Source organism: Halalkalibacter oceani, from assembly GCF_040544555.1.
GTDB classification, from domain to species: domain Bacteria; phylum Bacillota; class Bacilli; order Bacillales; family Bacillaceae_D; genus Halalkalibacter; species Halalkalibacter oceani.
Window position 1 is genome coordinate 125,487 of record NZ_JBEPKD010000008.1, and the last position, 17,103, is coordinate 142,589.

Consider the following 17,103-nt stretch of genomic DNA (forward strand, 5'->3'; position numbering starts at 1 on the left):
CGAAACTATTACTCTTCTTCGCTTTACGAAAAAGGGTGTTTTTCAGCGGCCTCTCTATAACAAGCTTTTACAAAAAAACAGCTAGTACCCTCCTTGCAATATTGCAACCCATAAAATAACAAAACATTATAAATAATCAGAAACAACCGAAAAATAAACATTCTACTAAAATTGCGAAATCACAATATATGTTGCAATTTCGCAATTTCAATAGAATGCTTTTTTATTTTTCTTCCAATTGTTGACGGATCAATGCCTAGTTTTTCGCTAGCTTCTTTTAAAGTTGACGAGGATTTTAATGCTTCAATAATTAGTGATTTTTCATATTCATCCATGGCTGACTTTAAATTCAGATTTCTTGTAGAAAAGCGCATTGGTTTTTCTCCTGCAAGATTCTCGGGCAGATGATGAATTTGTATCCGATTTTCCGGAACGGTTACGACCAATCGCTCAACCGTGTTCTGTAATTCGCGGACGTTCCCTTTCCAATCCAACTCCATAAAAAACTCAATCACATCTTTATCAAAGCTCTTCGCTTGCTTGTATTTCTGATTATATCGTTCAATAAAATGATTTAATAAAAAAGGGATATCCTGCTTTCTTTCTGCCAAAGGAGGGATTGTAATCGGAATGACGAACAGACGATAATATAGATCTTCACGAAAGGTTCCTTCCTTCACCATTTCTTCTAATTTCCGATTGGTAGCAGTGATAAACCGAACATCGACGTTTATATTCTTAGTTGTTCCTAATGGAGTAAATTGTTTTTCCTGTAAAACTTGAAGTAACTTTGCTTGAAGGTTAAATGGAAGTTCCCCGATTTCATCAAAAAATAACGTTCCGTGATTAGCAGCCTGGACGAGCCCTACCTTCCCATTACTGTTTCCACCTGTAAATGTCCCTTTTGCATAACCAAACAACTCCGACTCTATTAACGTTTCAGGGATAGCCCCACAGTTCACCTTTACAAACGGCTTGTCCCGTCTTGAACTTAAATTATGAATGGTCCGGGCCAATACTTCTTTCCCCACACCGGTTTCCCCTTGAATTAGAACCGTCGCATCGACGTTAGCGATCCTGCTGGCTAATCCGTATACTTCTTCCATGGATTTTGATTTAAAGATTAAATCATTTCCCTTATGCTGAAGTTTTAGCAACTCCTCCTGATAATAGGTTAATGTACGATTCGTTTCTTCCAGCTTGGCTTTCAAGTCACCAATTTCAGTTATATCCTTTGATATATTAATCACTTTGCTTAGTTCACCGTCATTATGAAAAATCGGATAGCCATTAACCAAAAGCCGTCGCCCTGATTTTGTCACTTGCTGAAGCGTTACCTTTTGATTTGTTTCTAACACTTTGGCCGTTGATGATAAATTAACCACCCCTGATTTCTGTAAATCAAGAACAGACCTTCCCACAAAATCGTATTCTTTTATCCCCATGATTTTTTCACATGTATTATTAACGCGAAGTACGATTCCGTTATGGTCGGTAATGGTCACCAATTCTCCTGACAAATTCATAATTGATTCCGTTTCTTGTAAAAGGGACGTATACGCGGGTGACTTTTCAATAATATTCTGGAAGATATTCTCAGGCACGAGAATAATAACTCCCCTATCACCTTTTTCCAGTGGGAACTCTAAAAGATAATAAGAATCGTCCAATTCAAGCTGGTTCACCTCGTGTCTCCCATTTTTTATGACACGAATAATATTGCTAGTTGGTAGTAGGTGTTGAATCGTCAACATTGAAGGGTTTTCTACCTTCATTAACCTTATTTGTGCAAACTTATTAGCAAATAAAATAGTACCTTTACAATCAACCACTAGTACGCCTAAAGGAAAATCCAGATCTAATTCTTTCCATTTCATTGGATCAACTCCCCTGCACAAGTAAGATTATTAAGAATATTAATACCATAATATACTTTATTTTTTTCTATCACCATTGCTCTGCAAAAATCATGTAGAGACTTTCCTAAAATTATTTTTACCTATTAATTGCCTCCGCTCCATCAAGATAAGAATCCTTTACATCTTACGCTATAACTATCACCAGCACCCTGCCTCATTAAAATCGCTCTATCCCCATTCATTTGCTCTTTTTGACTCATACTGCTTTTGCAACGTCTCTTTTAAACTCGCTGACAAAGCATCAACCGCTAAGACGGTCTCAAGCTTGGCTTTATTAAAGCGGTCAAAGAATTTCACATCATTTACGGCTGCCACGGAAACCTTCGCACGATCTGGCTCGACAAGCACGAGATCATCCTGCGGCGTGACGGTTCCCTCCTGCAGCACCCGGAACAGAAAACCCGTATAGCCGGTGTCCCGCATACGCTTCACCATATCGGGCACTTCATACTTTGCCGCCAGCTTGTAGCAGGGATTTCGCGGCTCTGACACTTGGATCAGCGCTTCACCAAATGCGAAGACATCCCCGATATGAGCGTTTTGCTCTGTTAATCCTTCAACCGTGATATTCTCTCCGAATAAGGCAGTCTCGCTGAAATGCTGAACAATGCCGCGCCAATACGGGTAATAATCATAAGGATATAAGCATAGCGCCTTATCAACTCCACCGTGATGCTCATATGCCTGCTCATCAGCTAGTAATCCTGTTTTGCTCACATAAATCGGCTCCTGAATGGCTTTTTTCCTGATTGCCGATTGAAATGTTCTTTTGCCATAGGTGAGTGTTTCAATCTTTCCAGCATTCAATGATTGTACTTTAAAGCTGTGCACTTGCATGAAAAAACCTCCATTATACATCATATCATCAGATGTTTCAGAATAGAATTTGGAGTTATTTTCGCTCCAAATTGGTTCTTGCACATGTTTCAGCTTCGTCCGGATCCTGCTCTAAAATAGCACGGAAAAGCCGAAGGTGGATCTCTGTATTATCCTGATAGCGATCCGTTTTTAAAATAAGTCCGCTTAAAATATTCCGCAGCTTCGGCGTGATCGTTTGATAGAGCTCGTATAGAAGGGTATTTTGACTTGCTTTGGCAATCGCTGCATGAAACTCGATATCAAAATCGATATAGGCTGAATAGTTTCCTTCCTGTAGAGCCTGATTCCTTTTATCCAGATAGCCCTTCAGCTGCAAAAGATCTTCTTCCGTTCGTCTTTTGGCCGCCAAACGGACGACTTCAAGGTCAAGCATTTTCCTTACTTCAAAAATATCCTCCTGCTTTGCTTCATTCAGCCGCTGTTCAAATTGATTGGACGAAAAATGAAGCGAGCGGATGTAAGTGCCAGCCCCTTGCTTCACTTCGAGCACGCCAGCATAGACTAATATTTTAATGCCTTCCCGTAATGTTGAACGGCCAATACCCAATTCCTCCATCAGCTTCGGCTCTGTCGGAATCTTATCGTTCACTTGGAATTCCCCTGAAAGCAAATATTGCTTTAATTGCTCTAACACTTGATCAACCAGCTTTCGGTGCTGAACCTTGGACAAAGATTGCTTTTCTCCTGAATTCATCAGATCATCTCCTGTTTATATTTTAACGGGAGAATGATCGGATGTAAACTACTCTTTCCCCATGGAACATGCCTATAAGGGGAATCGCCTGTCCCAAAGGGTGCACATCCCGGGGTGGATTCAAAGTGAAAAAACATTTCCTCTTTTTGAGCATTTATGTTAATTTATATTTAACAAATATTAAATTATATTTTTTATTCATTTCATGACGTGGCGAGGAGTGAGAATTCTTTCCGTTTTTACTGTTGACTTTATTTATCGTCTTGAGTCCCGGGATTGATACAGCGCTTATAACAAAAAGAACCATTGCCGACGGCAGACAACATGGCTACAAAATGGCGTTAGGAATAACGACAGGCACATTAGTTCACACATGTGCCGCTGCTTTTGGCCTTTCTGTTGTTTTGATGCAGTCAGCCCTTGCCTTTGAAATTGTGAAATATATTGGAGCAGTCTATTTAATTTATCTAGGGGCTTCTTCATTTTTCCAGGCAAACAAACAGGGGCATACAGGTCAGGAGTCCAAGCAGGATGGTCGAACGAGACGCCGCAAATCCGCCTTTAAGCAAGGGCTGATGTCCAACGTTCTCAATCCTAAAGTGGCGCTGTTTTATCTTACTTTCCTTCCGCAGTTTGTCAGCAGCGGCAGCGCGATTCCAGTGCCTGCTCAGCTCATGATTATGGGGATCATCCACACCGTCTTATCGATCACGTGGTTTCTTCTCTATGTATTTTTTATAAACTATTTACGCAATTGGCTGATGTCTGTCAAAGTTCAGCGTCTAATGGATAAAGTAACAGGTGTTATTTTAATCGGGTTCGGAATTAAATTAGCACTGGAAAAACAGCAATAGCAAATTCCCCCGAAAAGGATGCGCGGGAAACAGGAGAAACCCTACTCGGAACAGAATTCCGTCATTCCTCTCTTTTGCTGCCAATTTGGATGACATACGGAACGACTGGACCTCTGTCTACTTTTGACAGAGGTCCAGTCGTTCGCTCATGGGCTTACCTACTTTTCAATGCTTCATACTGGCGAATCACCTCTTGCGCCACTTCGCTCTTTTCATCCAGCCCGCTTACCGTGTTCAGTACATAGGCAGGTCCATTCTCCTGAATCATTTTCTGAAGCTCCTGCGCTTCCTGATCTCCGGGATCATCAAACAACAACGCGGCAGCGATCGCCTTAGCGAGATTATGATAAGGCAAGCCGGCTTTTTGCGCCTGCGTTGCCGGGCGAATCAGCCTGTCTTCAGGGCCCAGCTTGCGGATTGGCGCTCTTCCAACTCGCGTTACGCCGTCATTCAAGTATGGATTTTTAAATCGTTCGATGATCTTGTGAATATAGGCAAGATGCTCCTTTTCATCAAGACGATACTCTTTTACGAGATAAGCCCCTGTCTCCTTCAATGTCTCCTCAACCTGCGCCTCGATCTTTTCATCAGCCAATGTTTGATCAATTGTCGCTTTTCCTTCGAGATAGCCGAAGTAGGCGATCACCGCATGGCCGGTATTGACCGTAAATAATTTGCGCTCAATAAAAGGGGCCAGCGAATCGACGATTTTCATTCCATCAACAGCGGGAATTTGCTCGTTCGTTTCGACTACCCATTCAAAATAAGGTTCAACGAGCACATCAAGAGAATCTTGCACCTGAATCGGCACGATCCGGTCTACGGCAGAATTGAAGAAGAACACTCTTCCTTCGAGCCTGCTCTTCGTTTTCCCATCAAGCTGGTCAATAATATGCTGCTTTAATAGATCTGTCGCCCCGATTTGATTTTCACAGGCGATCACATATAATTTTTCATCGGTGGTAGCGACTCGCTTTGCAATTCCGCGGGCGATTAACGGCGCGATTCTTGGTAAAATCGTCGGACCAATCGCGGTAGTTAAATAGGTGGCGTTCCCAATCGCCTCGATGACTTCCTTTTCCTGACTTAGATTATTTAATCCAGATACCTTGTCAATCGTTACCGTTTCTTTCTGTTCCGTCGCCAGCATGACGTCGTAATGCTTTTTTTCATTTAACTGGTTAATAATTTGTTCCGCAATATCGACAAAGATCACATCGTAGCCGGATTGCGAAAATAAGGCACCGATAAATCCTCTGCCAATGTTTCCGGCTCCAAAATGGACAGTTTGCTTCAAACTAAATCAGTCCTTTATCAATTGATTTTGTAAATAGTCTAAAAATAGATCTTCCAGCTTTTGGCGGATCATCGTTTCATTCGCGGACGAGAAGATCATCATCGCCCGGTCACTCTCAATTAAGCTCGTACTAATCATGCTCAGTATTTCCTGCTCTCGTTTATTCATATTCTCCGGCGCAAGCATTAACAGCAAGTTCTTAACCGGCATCTCTTCCCCATCCATTCCTTTCATCCGACACGGCTGGCCAAAATGGGCGACTTGAAAAATCAGCTCACGGACCCCGTCCGCCCGGCAATGGTAAAGAGCCATCGTCGTTTGCGGGATGCCAAGACCTCCCGTGTGCTCCCGCTCCTTCAGCCGCTCGATAACATCCGCCGGATTCGTGAGGAGTCCGTCCTGCTCCGCCCGTTCCACCATCTCTGTTAACACACTCCAATAATCGTTGCCGGCATGATGAAAGACGTTAAAATGATCGAGGATCGAATCCATGCTGGAATAGACATCTTTGATTTCCTGCAAAAGAATCCGGATAGCGGGCAGCCGGGTAGCCTGATGCGCCGCAACAGGCTGATTGACAGGAGCCAAATACTGCTTGTTTCTCGTTACACGCTCTACATTACGCTGCAAATGCTGCTGAATGATTTCAATGTCATGATCATCAAGCAACGGGCTCACCAAAATGTAATCAATATTAGTAAAAGGCAGCCTCACCGTGGAAATAACAAGGTCATATTCTTCAAGATCCTCCGTCTGAAAATCCTTAATCGACAATATATCAACCGTTTTAATTTCAGCTACTTCGTTTTTGATCCGGCTTGCCAGCATTTTCGAGGTACCGATGCCCGTCGGACAGACAACAACTGCTTTTATGCTGACCTTTTCTTCTCTCATCAGTAACGCCGAACCAAAGTGGAGGACGATAAAAGCAACTTCATCTTCGGGAAAGGGAATATCTTTAAAATGTGTCTCCAGGCTTTGTTTGACGACCATAAAAAGGACGGGGTATTTTCTTTTAATGTCCTCAGTCAGCGGATTAAAGGATTCGAGCTGCTGCTTCAGCCGATAGATGGCAGGAGCCATATGGGCAAGCAAGCCGCGATACAGGGAGAAGTCGTCCGATAAATTAACATGCAGCTTAGCTGACACCTCGTTAATAACAGCTTTTATCAGCTTTCCGAGCACGATGCTATCATAATAGACCGACTCATCCGTCTGTACTTTCGAGCCTCTTAAAATCACTGTTAAAAAATGAATGTCGCTTTGTGTAATCGGAATCGACAGCTGCTCCTTCAGCTCCCGGCATATTTTTGCCACCCATTGAAATTCGGCTGTCTTTTCACTTTCAGCAGGATAATCAAGCTCTAACAGGAAACGCTGCTCCGTCCGTTGCATCGTCAGGCAAATATGGACAATCAAACCGATATAATCACTGTCTGCCAGACTGATTTGCGCTTTCTTAATTTCCTGCTGGAGCAGCTCGTCAATCGCCCCGAAATACTCAGGAACAAAATAGCCGAGAATGTGATCCGTTTTAGTCTTTCCTTGCTGGAGCAAATACAAACTTTCCAGCAAATCCTCATAAAAATAAATGAGGACATAACTGGCTAAAGCATGGCGCTTGTTCTCTTCATGCGCCACCAGTTCAATTCCAACTCCTCTTTTTCTCGTTACCGTGATCGAAAATTTACTTAGCCAGTCCGCTATATCGTCGAGGTAAGAGGTTAACGTCGCCCCGCTGACCCCAAGCTGTTGAGCGAGAACCTGTTTTTTAAAAGAAGGTCCTTCGTGCAGCAGGGTAACGAGCAATCTCAACTTGCGCTCCTCAGGTGTCTCATCGGTTGGATCGACGTTCGCCAAATGCTGAATCAACCTGTAAATCTGTTCATTTTTCCCCTTAATAAACAAACCTTCATTTCCTGTACGGTCTAACCCTAATTCAAATTGCCGTAACATTTTCTCTATTGATTTCAGATCCCTTTGAATTGTGCGCACACTAACATTTAAAAATGTCGACAAAGAATGAACGGTATGTTTTCCTGATGTTTTGACGATGAGATCAATAATCGACTTTTCCCTTGAGGTAATAAACATTCTTCTCACTCATTTCACTTATTAGATGTTTCTTCCAAGAGAAAAAAAGTAACAGTGGAGTGGAATTTGCGTGCTTAAGCGCGCCGTTGCCTTCCTCCTCCCGTCCGGCCCCGGCGCACAAACGCATTTATTTGCGGTTAATTATTTCCATTAATTCTTTAGCTGATTTCGCTTCAACCATTTGATCGACATTTTCCTGCTCTGCACAAATGACAGCAATGCCTGAAAGGATCTCTAAATGCGTCCCGTCTTTCCCGGCGATACCGAAAATCAGCTTAGCCTGCTCACCATTAAAGTCAACGCCGTCCGGCACTTGGACGATCGTGAAACCGGATTTAATGACCGCCTTCTTCGCTTCTTCCGTTCCATGAGGGATCGCGACATTATTACCCATGTACGTCGAGGTAATCTCTTCCCGCTCCAACATCGCTTCTACATAGTTGTCTTCCACATATCCGGCTTTCACCAGCGCTTCACCGGCAAAGCGAATCGCTTCTTCCTTCGTCGCGAACTTCTGCCCGATAAAAATGTTCTCTTCAAGCAACAGATCATCATCTTGATCGAGATTCGGCTCGACGTCCGCCGCTTCTTTCTCAGCCTGTTCGATTAGCTCCGCCTGCTCTCCGCTAATGCCATTTTGCAGGCCGGCGATCAGCTTATCGTACTCCGGACTTGATAAGAAGTTATCAACTGAAATATGGTAAGCGTCAGGGACCTTATTGCGCGCACGCGGCGTTAATTCTTCCTGCGTGATCACGACCTCGGCGTCGGCCGGAATATTGCTGATCGCCGTATTCGTAACCGTCACGTCAAGCTCTGCTTCTTTTACTTTCTTCTTGAGCAGCGAGGCGCCCATCGCGCTTGATCCCATTCCGGCATCGCAGGCAAAAACAATCTTACTGACCTCTTTCGGCAAAGTTTTGTTATTTCCTGCTCCACCTGTCACCTGTCCAGCAACAGAGCTCTTCTTGCCCTTCATTTCCTCCATTTTCTTTGTTGCTTCGTCCAGATCCTCTTCTGTCTGCTTGCCCGACTTCAGAACAATCGCCGAAATGACGAACGACACGACAGTTGAGACAAGGACAGCGGCATAGTTTGCGACATATACCATCCCTTCTGGAGCCGTGACCAGTGTAATCGCAATAATACTACCCGGCGAGGCCGGTGAAACAAGTCCCCCTCCTAAAAGGACGAGGGTGAAAACCCCACTCATACCACCAAGAATGACCGATACTAATAACATCGGCTTCATTAATACATAAGGGAAGTAAATTTCATGAATCCCGCCGACAAAATGAATCAGCGCCGCACCCGGTGCAGACTGTCTGGCCATCCCTCTGCCAAACAGCATGAACGCGAGCAGCACCCCTAAACCAGGCCCCGGGTTCGCTTCGAGCAGGAACATCACCGAGCGGCCCGCTTCCCGCACCTGCTCCAGCCCGATCGGAGACAGCACACCGTGGTTGATCGCATTGTTTAAGAATAAAATTTTCGCCGGTTCAATCAGAATACTCGTTAATGGCAAGAGCCCGGCATCGATCAGCCAGTCAACACCAGCCACCAGAATTTGCGTAAAGCCGTTTACGGCTGGACCTACCCCAAGAAAGGCGAGAATCGCTAAAATCCCCCCGAGAATACCAGCAGAGAAATTATTGACGAGCATTTCAAAGCCTGCCCGGACCTTTCCATCAATCGCCTGATCAAATTTCTTAATGACATAACTCGCGAGCGGTCCCATCACCATTGCTCCTAAGAACATCGGTGTATCCGGCGCGCCGACGATCACACCCATCGTCGCAATCGCCCCGACAACCCCTCCTCGATGATCGTGAATCAGCTTTCCTCCCGTGTAACCGATTAAAAGCGGCAGCAGGTAGGAAACCATCGGATCTACCAAACTGGAAAGGCTTTCATTTGGAAAGAAACCAGTTGGTATGAATAGAGCTGTAATCAATCCCCATGCAATAAAAGCACCAATATTCGGCAATACCATTGAACTGAGGAAGTTACCAAACTTCTGCACTCTAACCTTCATATTTGATTGTGCCATTTCATTCTTCCTTTCAAAAAATAATCATAACTGCTAACTCAATCATAGAGCAGCCTCAAACAGGGATTCAACGACAATGAAAACTAACTTTGTCGTCCTGCTTATGACAAACCTGTTGTTTCTCAAGTTATAAGTGTCTCCTTATAGTGGAATAACTATCCTTCTTTTCAGAAGAAGATCTCCCAGCTGCCATGACAAAAAATGAGCTTGAGGTTTCTCAAGCTCAAAGCAGTACTACATACAGCACCAACGTAGTGAAGTCTAATTAAGAAGTGGTATTTAGTTATTCCCCTCCCGATAAAGCAATTCCCCATCAGTGGAATAAGCAAAAACCGTGTCTACTCCTTCATTACCGTCATCTTGTTCCGAAACAAGATACCAATAGGTTCTCCCGTTATTTCGTATTAGACTTGCATCACGTTTCCTATCGTTATATTCAATCGTCATTTTATTAATTTCAGCGTCACTCACTTCCCCGAAAAATACAGTTGTATAGGAGCTTTCACCTTCCATGGAAACTTCCCCTTTATGCCACGTCGACTGCCCAAAAGAAAAAGGCTTTCTTTCCTCATCAGTAGCGTAGCCTGAACTCCCTTGATAATCCCAACCGTCTTCTTTCAATGAAAAGTGCAGAATTCCATACCCCTCCGGAGACTGGTAAAAAGCAAATGCCGTTTCATTTAATTCTTCAGTATGAAAAACATCAGCTGCTGCAAGCTCACTTTCTAATGCCGCTTCCTGTACCGTTTTAAATTGAGTAGTTGTATCCTCCTCAACGATAGGGCTACAACCTGAAACTATCGTGATAAAGATGGAAAGTATCACAAATAACAGGAACTCTCCTTGCTTGATTGCCTTCATTACATCAGCCTTTCTTTTTTATTGCATGCTAAACAGCTGGAGTCACAGCTTAGCTTTTCCCCACCCTTTTGTTGAAGAAAGCTTTATTCGGAAAGTCCTAATATGTCTGTATTTTTAGGTATGTAACCAAATAGACGTAGCATTGCTACAATTTGTCCTTTATGATGAAATTCATGCGTAATAGAATGGGTCAGTAATTGATGTGGTGTTTTTCTAACAGTTCCACTTCCTTCTTTCCAAGAAAGTTCTTTTTCGATATTATCGTCAAATGTTACAGTAAATCGTTCAAATACAGCATTTACATATTTGTCTGCTTGTTGAAAATAGAGTTGAATATCACCTATCTGCATCTTTTCTATTGCTTCTTTTGTTAATAGTGGTGATGTTGTTTCTGAAAGTACGAAGGAACCAAGCCAAGCATGATAACAACCAGCCACATGGACTAATGTATCCCTTATACTCTGAAAACCAAACCCACTTTCTCTTGTGAAATCATTTTCCTTTATTTCTGTACACTGTTCTAATAAAATCTGCCTTGTTTGTTTTACCCACTCATATTCATTTTTTTCCACTAAATTCCCCCCACCCTCTTAAAAATAGCAACTAACAGAATATTCCTCCGATTATACACTAATTCATACCCTTATCAACACTCTGTGCTAATCATTTTGGTTAAACTATTCTGCTTCGTTAGTGCTAGAATGCTTAAACAACTTTATTATACTTGCACATTTACCTCAAGCACTATGCATATGAAAAGGGTCCTGCAAAAGGTGAAAACAACCTTTTGCAGGGCCCCTAGTATAGCTGCCGGTTTTGTTTCAGTCTTCCTCAAATAAGCAGCCTATTTCCGGAATTTGACTAAGCTCTTGTTCAATTCCTTCGTATTCAAATAGACAGCCTGATAAAGCCGGAATAGCTCCTTGTACTGGGCAACGTTGTCTTGGACAGGCTGAAATTCCTTTTCGACCTTCAAGAATGCATCTGCACATTGGCGCAGGCTCGTAAACCAGCCGCAGCCGACAGCGGCCAGCATCGCCGCCCCCATCCCCGGTCCCTGCTCGCTTGAGAGCTTAACGATGGTCGCTTCAAAAATATCGGCCTGCATTTGCAGCCATGTTTCGTTCTGCGCGCCCCCGCCGATGGAGACAATCGTATCAATCCTCTTGCCCTGCTCACGGAAAATTTGCACCGATTCATGCAAGGAAAATGTAATTCCCTCCACGATCGCGCGAACGAAGTCCTTCCGTTCATGCGAGCTGTCAATGCCGATAAAGCTGCCGCGGATCACCGAATCAGCATGGGGTGTTCGTTCCCCGGCCAAATACGGGGTAAACAGCAGTCCATTGGCGCCAGGCGGAACCGTATCCACTCCTTCGAGCAGTTCGGAGTAGCTTTCATCCTTCGCAAACACCTCTTTAAACCAGCTGAGGCTGAAGCCGGCGGCCAGCGTCACACCCATCGTATAAAAGCAGTCAGGGGCGCCATGATTAAAATAATGAACGACTCCCTGAAAATCTTTATCCCCGCTTGATTCATAGGAAAGCACAACGCCGGACGTTCCGATACTCGCCAGCGTCTTTCCTTCCTCAAGAATGCCTGAGCCAATCGCTCCGCACGCATTATCGGCCCCGCCGGCAAATACGCGCGTTTGCGCAGATAACCCGGTACGTTCAGCCACCTCTGGCAAAACGGTGCCCACCTCTTCATGCGAACCGATCAGCGGCGGGCAAAAGTCAGGCGCCAGCCTGAACAGGCGGCAAAGCTCGGGACTCCATTCTTTTTTGGCGATGTCGAGCAATAGCGTCCCGGCCGCATCGGAATAATCGATATGAAGCTGTCCGCTCAGCTTTAGCCGGACGTAATCCTTTGGCAGGACAAATGTTTTCGCTTTTTGAAAAAGCGCAGGCTCATGCTTTTTCACCCATAAAATTTTCGGCAGAGTAAATCCTTCCAACGCCGGGTTTTTCGTTACCTGGAGAAGCCGCTCCTTGCCGGCCGTCTCATAAATTTCCCGGCATTCCGCCGTAGTCCGCGTATCATTCCAGAGAATTGCATTGCGCAAAGGCTTCTGCTTCTCATCCAACAGCACAAGCCCGTGCATCTGGCCGGAGAAGCTGAGTCCCACAATTTGTGAGCGGTCTCCGGTAAACTGATCGAGCAGCTCGCTCAATCCGGCAATCGTCTGCTTTACCCATATGTCCGGCTCCTGTTCGCTGTAGCCTGCTTTCTGCTGGATCAAAGGATAAGCTTTGGAAACCTCTGCCGCCACTGCCCCTTGCTGATTGACGAGCAGCAGTTTGACGGCGCTCGTTCCTAAATCAATTCCGATTACATAGTTCATCACATTCCCTCCCCCTTTGTTTGTTTATTAAACGAATAAAGCATTATATAATAGATTCTGTATCTTCATTGCAGGGAGGCCGATTATGGGGCGCGCATTATACAGTATCCTTGAATGGATCACACGTTTTGCCTATTTAAATGTGCTGTGGATTTTCTTTACGTTAACCGGTGGGATCGTGCTAGGATTATTCCCGGCTACCGTGGCGATGTTTTCTGTTATTCGCCAATGGCTAAAAGGGAAGAGCGACCAGCCTGTCTTTCCTGCATTTTGGAAGCTTTACAAGCAGGAATTTTGGAAAAGCAACCGGCTGGGCATCATCATCTATCTCATTTCGTTTATCTTCGTCTTCAATCTCTTTTTTCTGCAGGCTAATATCGGCGAGCTGCTGATCTGGACAGCCGCTCCGTTGCTTGGCGGGATGCTATTATTTGTTCTTATACTATTTTATCTTTTCCCGGCCTATGCGCATTTCGACTTACCTGTTTTTCAGTTGTTCAGGCATGCCTTCTTAACGATGCTCGTCAGCCCTCTTCATACATTGTGTATCATCCTCGGCCTCGGCGGCTTTTATTTGCTCGCCACCGTCATTCCGGCGTTGGCTGTCGTATTCGGTGCCAGCTTCTATAGCTTCATCACGATGTGGGTCGCCCTTGATGCGTTTCAACGAATACATAAGAAAAACGCATAGCAGTTTTTATTAGAAGCGGTGTGCGAAGCCGACGCCCCGCCCCGAATCACCTCGAAAATTTTTATACTTTCTTATCTTTATCAGAAAAACGCGTAGGGGTTTTTCTTAGCTCACCCTTTTACGGCGCTGGACGAAATTCCCTCGACGATTTTGTTGCTGAAAAACAGAAAGGCAATCAAAATCGGCAGCACGCTAATGACAAGCGTCGCTCCGATCGCGCCCCAGTCCGTCATATATTGGCCGACGAAGTTTTGAATGCCGACGGTCAATGTTTTGTAAGCATCAGAACTGATAAACGTATTTACAAAAACAAACTCATTCCAGTTATAAATCATATTAATAATCGCCGTCGTCGCCAGCACCGGACTGGAAATCGGTAAAATAATCGTAAAAAACAGGCGGTGCAGGGACGCTCCGTCAATGATCGCCGCTTCTTCGATTTCTTTAGGAATCGTATAATAAAAGCTAAGCAAAATCATGATCGTGATCGGCAAGTTGTAAGCCGTATACGTTAACACAATCGACAGCGGATTATTGATTAAATTCACACTTAAAAACATACTGAAAAGCGGAATTAACGCGGAATGAATCGGAATCATCAACCCTACCATAAACAGCCCTAATACGAGCTTACTCAGCTTCCATCTCATTCTCGTAATCACAAAAACAGCCATACTCGCAATTAACAGCGTCAAAATAATCGAAACTCCGGTAATCCAAATGCTGTTCCAAAAGTAATTGCCGATTCCGCCTTCCCAGACAGCTAAATAGTTTTCCCATCTGATTTCCTGCGGAAGCGCAAATGGTGAGCCGGCGAAAATTTCACGATTGCTCTTTAAGGAAAAGAGAAACAGCCAGATAATCGGGAAAATTTGAAAGACAGCTACAACACTTAAACAAAGGTACAGAAAAAAATAACCAATACGCCCCATCGCCTAAACCTCCTTTAATATTGGATCTCTTCTTTGTCAGCGGTCAGCTTGCGGATAATGATCGTCACGATCAAGGTGATCAGAAGCAGCATAAAGCCGACTGCGCTTCCGTAGCCGAAGTTATAGTTACCAAAAGCAAGTTTGTACATATAAGAGGCCATCACTTCACTCGCTCCATTTGGCCCGCCGCCGGTCATGACGTAAATCAAATCAAAGTATTTCAGCGAGCCGACAATCGCCAGCACAATCGTCACTTTGATCACGCCCATAATTAAAGGCAGCTTAATCCGGGTCGCTATCTGAAATGGCGTCGCCCCATCAATTTTCGCCGCCTCGATGATTGATTCAGGGATACTTTTCAGCGCCGCATAATAAATCAGAATATAAAACCCGGCATATTGCCACAAAATCGGAATGAAGATCGAATAAAGGACAATGTTCGGATCAGCGAGCCATAGCGGCGGGTTTTGCACACCGAATGCCGCGAGTATCGTATTCAGCATTCCGTTTGAAGGATTATAGATTTTAATCCACAGCTGGGCAATCGCAACTGACGAGAGCAGCATCGGAATTAAGTAAATCTTTCTTAACAGATCTGCCCCTTTGATTTTGGAAGCTAAAATCATCGAAACAGCTAAATAAATAACAAGACTGACAGTCGAAAATAGAGCTAATAAAAACGAGTGTCCGGCACTTTGCCAGAAGTTTGTATCCTGGAGGACATTCATATAATTTTCCAGGCCGATAAACTGCATTGCGCCAATTCCGTCCCAATTCATCAAACCATAATAACCGGTTAACACTAAAGGAATGAAGATTAATAGACCAACGAGTAACAATGCAGGGAGAATATAGAAAGAGATAAACCATTTATTGGACATCACTTTGTTCATATCAATACCCCCTTATTTGCGAAATAGAAAAGAGCCTGGATAAAAAGGTTGATTTTCCCCTTTTTCCAGGCTTGAAGCAGCGAGCGAGGTCTGCGCCTGGTTTTTACACGTCCGTACGGAAGAGGCCACTGAAAAGTCATACTGTTTCAGCAGCTTCCTGGTGACTGTATGGAAGCTGCTGTTTTTAGTGAGGCCATTATTTCGTTGCCAGATTACGAGAGTAAAGCTGTATTACTGTGCCGAAAGAGCTTCTTCATGTTGTCTGGCAAATTCTTCAGGGGTGATCTCCCCGCCGAATAAAGATTGAATTAAATCCAAATGCGTTTGCGCTACGGCAGCCGTCATTTGAACATCTGCATAAAGAGTCAGATTCGTAGCATCATTCAAATCTTCCAATACCTCGACATACATCTCTGGTAAATCGAGTCCTTCACCATCGACAATCGTCGCTGGAATCACGCCCGCTTCCGCTACAGCTCTCGAGCCCCATTCCTCAACAAAATAAGCGGCAAACTGCTTCGCTTCTTCCTGCACATCAGAGTCTTCCGCGACAAATAATCCGACACCAGGCCCACCGACAAAGCTGTTGACATCTCCTGCTCCGTTCACACTCGGGAACTTGAAATAGCCTACATTGTCCCTGAATTCCTGCGGAACATCCTCATTCGTTGTATAGTTTGGCAAATCCCATGTCGCGATCATATACATCGCCGCCTGCTCATTCATAAACATGCTTTTTGCTTCCTCATCAGCCAATCCGTTGAATCCGCTTACAAACGAGTCGTTATCGACCATCTCCTGAACCTTTGCCGCCGCTTCGACTAAAGCTGGATCTTCAAATGATCCAGAGCGGTTAATCGCATTTGTCAGCACATCGGTTCCGCCAATCCGGTCTGCAAAGTACATGAACCACATTGAACCTGTCCAACGGTCTCTGTTGCCGAGCGCGATCGGCTGCACGTTATTTTCATTTAAGGTCGCGATCACTTGCTCAAATTCCTCATACGTTGTTGGTGCTTCAAGATTATACTCATCAAAAATCGCTTTATTATAGTAAACATAAACCGTATTTAATTCTAAAGGCAGTCCGTACGTCTGGCCATCTTTTTCATACGCTTCGAGCGTACCTGCTACAAATTCATCACGCAGGCCGCCTTCCAGCATATCGTCCAACGGGGTGAACTTGTTCCCTTCAACAAATGGATCCAAGTATCCGGCCGCCCACGTCATCCCGACATCCGGAAGCTCATTCGCTGCGGACAAAACCGTAATTTGATCTTTATACTGCTCATTGCTTAACACTTGAAGATCAATCGAAATCCCATGCTCCTCTTCAAAATCGGCAATGATTTCATTGACAATCCGGTAATGTTCTGCCGAGCTTCCCTGTGGCCATAAATGCATGAACTCTACCGTTGCGCCTCCTTCTGCTCCGTTATCGTCCACTGCAGCATCTTCATTTGTGTTTGAGCATCCTGTAGCAATCAGCACCCCTGCCAGCAACATAAAAAACGATGTAACCGCTTTCCTTTTCAACATTGCGGAATCCCCCTTACTTATTATTTGGAAGAAGTTAGGTATTCGCTAACTCAAGG

The 17,103-nt window shown here is 44.4% G+C and carries 14 protein-coding genes; 2 read left to right on the forward strand and 12 right to left on the reverse strand.

What is annotated here, in order from left to right; translation table 11 throughout:
- Positions 1-179: 179 nt before the first annotated feature.
- The 3 genes from ABMB67_RS11160 to ABMB67_RS11170 all read right to left on the reverse strand — a co-directional run bounded on the left by ABMB67_RS11160 (position 180) and on the right by ABMB67_RS11170 (position 3,492).
- Positions 180-1,877, reverse strand: coding sequence for a sigma-54 interaction domain-containing protein (locus ABMB67_RS11160; protein WP_354572099.1), 1,698 nt, complete (start codon positions 1,875-1,877; stop codon positions 180-182).
- 210 nt (positions 1,878-2,087) lie between these two features.
- A complete protein-coding gene (locus ABMB67_RS11165; protein WP_354572100.1) occupies positions 2,088-2,756 on the reverse strand; it encodes an MOSC domain-containing protein in 669 nt (222 codons plus the stop codon).
- Between the two features lie 55 nt (positions 2,757-2,811).
- Complete coding sequence (locus tag ABMB67_RS11170) at positions 2,812-3,492, reverse strand: FadR/GntR family transcriptional regulator (protein WP_354572101.1); 681 nt, start codon at positions 3,490-3,492, stop codon at positions 2,812-2,814.
- Between the two features lie 242 nt (positions 3,493-3,734).
- Between ABMB67_RS11170 and ABMB67_RS11175 the strand changes: the two genes are divergently transcribed.
- Positions 3,735-4,346 (forward strand): LysE family translocator, encoded by a 612-nt coding sequence (locus ABMB67_RS11175; protein ID WP_354572139.1) that lies wholly within the window; start codon positions 3,735-3,737, stop codon positions 4,344-4,346.
- Between the two features lie 154 nt (positions 4,347-4,500).
- Here ABMB67_RS11175 and ABMB67_RS11180 read toward each other — a convergent pair whose 3' ends face one another.
- The 6 genes from ABMB67_RS11180 to xylB all read right to left on the reverse strand — a co-directional run bounded on the left by ABMB67_RS11180 (position 4,501) and on the right by xylB (position 12,992).
- Positions 4,501-5,643: a mannitol-1-phosphate 5-dehydrogenase gene (locus tag ABMB67_RS11180; protein WP_354572102.1), complete on the reverse strand. Its 1,143-nt coding sequence runs from the start codon at positions 5,641-5,643 to the stop codon at positions 4,501-4,503.
- 6 nt (positions 5,644-5,649) lie between these two features.
- Positions 5,650-7,737: a BglG family transcription antiterminator gene (locus ABMB67_RS11185; RefSeq protein WP_354572103.1), complete on the reverse strand. Its 2,088-nt coding sequence runs from the start codon at positions 7,735-7,737 to the stop codon at positions 5,650-5,652.
- 127 nt (positions 7,738-7,864) lie between these two features.
- Entirely contained in the window at positions 7,865-9,787 is a 1,923-nt protein-coding gene (locus ABMB67_RS11190) for a PTS mannitol transporter subunit IICBA (RefSeq protein ID WP_354572104.1), read from the reverse strand.
- Positions 9,788-10,066: 279 nt separating this feature from the next.
- Complete coding sequence (locus ABMB67_RS11195) at positions 10,067-10,648, reverse strand: hypothetical protein (RefSeq protein WP_354572105.1); 582 nt, start codon at positions 10,646-10,648, stop codon at positions 10,067-10,069.
- Positions 10,649-10,731: 83 nt separating this feature from the next.
- The gene (locus ABMB67_RS11200; protein ID WP_354572106.1) at positions 10,732-11,220 is read right to left on the reverse strand and encodes a DinB family protein; all 489 of its coding nucleotides are present in this window, start codon (positions 11,218-11,220) and stop codon (positions 10,732-10,734) included.
- 272 nt (positions 11,221-11,492) lie between these two features.
- Positions 11,493-12,992: a xylulokinase gene (gene xylB / locus ABMB67_RS11205; RefSeq protein ID WP_354572107.1), complete on the reverse strand. Its 1,500-nt coding sequence runs from the start codon at positions 12,990-12,992 to the stop codon at positions 11,493-11,495.
- Between the two features lie 85 nt (positions 12,993-13,077).
- On the opposite strand from xylB, the gene ABMB67_RS11210 reads away from it, so the two are divergent.
- The gene (locus ABMB67_RS11210) at positions 13,078-13,683 is read left to right on the forward strand and encodes a YesL family protein (protein WP_354572108.1); all 606 of its coding nucleotides are present in this window, start codon (positions 13,078-13,080) and stop codon (positions 13,681-13,683) included.
- A 110-nt stretch (positions 13,684-13,793) separates the two neighbouring features.
- Here the strand turns inward: ABMB67_RS11210 and ABMB67_RS11215 are convergent, their stop codons facing one another.
- The 3 genes from ABMB67_RS11215 to ABMB67_RS11225 form a co-directional block, all read right to left on the reverse strand.
- On the reverse strand, positions 13,794-14,615 hold the full coding sequence (locus tag ABMB67_RS11215) for a carbohydrate ABC transporter permease (RefSeq protein ID WP_251225045.1): 822 nt from the start codon (positions 14,613-14,615) through the stop codon (positions 13,794-13,796).
- 14 nt (positions 14,616-14,629) lie between these two features.
- On the reverse strand, positions 14,630-15,508 hold the full coding sequence (locus tag ABMB67_RS11220; RefSeq protein ID WP_251225044.1) for a carbohydrate ABC transporter permease: 879 nt from the start codon (positions 15,506-15,508) through the stop codon (positions 14,630-14,632).
- Positions 15,509-15,739: 231 nt separating this feature from the next.
- Positions 15,740-17,047: an extracellular solute-binding protein gene (locus ABMB67_RS11225; protein WP_354572109.1), complete on the reverse strand. Its 1,308-nt coding sequence runs from the start codon at positions 17,045-17,047 to the stop codon at positions 15,740-15,742.
- Positions 17,048-17,103: the final 56 nt, after the last annotated feature.

Coding starts and splice junctions, on each gene's coding strand:
- ABMB67_RS11160 (WP_354572099.1), bottom strand. CDS start 1,877: ATGAAATGGAAAGAATTAGATCTGGATTTTCCTTTAGGCGTACTAGTG.
- ABMB67_RS11165 (WP_354572100.1), bottom strand. CDS start 2,756: ATGCAAGTGCACAGCTTTAAAGTACAATCATTGAATGCTGGAAAGATT.
- ABMB67_RS11170 (WP_354572101.1), bottom strand. CDS start 3,492: ATGAATTCAGGAGAAAAGCAATCTTTGTCCAAGGTTCAGCACCGAAAG.
- ABMB67_RS11185 (WP_354572103.1), bottom strand. CDS start 7,737: ATGTTTATTACCTCAAGGGAAAAGTCGATTATTGATCTCATCGTCAAA.
- ABMB67_RS11190 (WP_354572104.1), bottom strand. CDS start 9,787: ATGGCACAATCAAATATGAAGGTTAGAGTGCAGAAGTTTGGTAACTTC.
- ABMB67_RS11195 (WP_354572105.1), bottom strand. CDS start 10,648: ATGAAGGCAATCAAGCAAGGAGAGTTCCTGTTATTTGTGATACTTTCC.
- xylB (WP_354572107.1), bottom strand. CDS start 12,992: ATGAACTATGTAATCGGAATTGATTTAGGAACGAGCGCCGTCAAACTG.
- ABMB67_RS11210 (WP_354572108.1), top strand. CDS start 13,078: ATGGGGCGCGCATTATACAGTATCCTTGAATGGATCACACGTTTTGCC.
- ABMB67_RS11215 (WP_251225045.1), bottom strand. CDS start 14,615: ATGGGGCGTATTGGTTATTTTTTTCTGTACCTTTGTTTAAGTGTTGTA.
- ABMB67_RS11220 (WP_251225044.1), bottom strand. CDS start 15,508: ATGAACAAAGTGATGTCCAATAAATGGTTTATCTCTTTCTATATTCTC.
- ABMB67_RS11225 (WP_354572109.1), bottom strand. CDS start 17,047: ATGTTGAAAAGGAAAGCGGTTACATCGTTTTTTATGTTGCTGGCAGGG.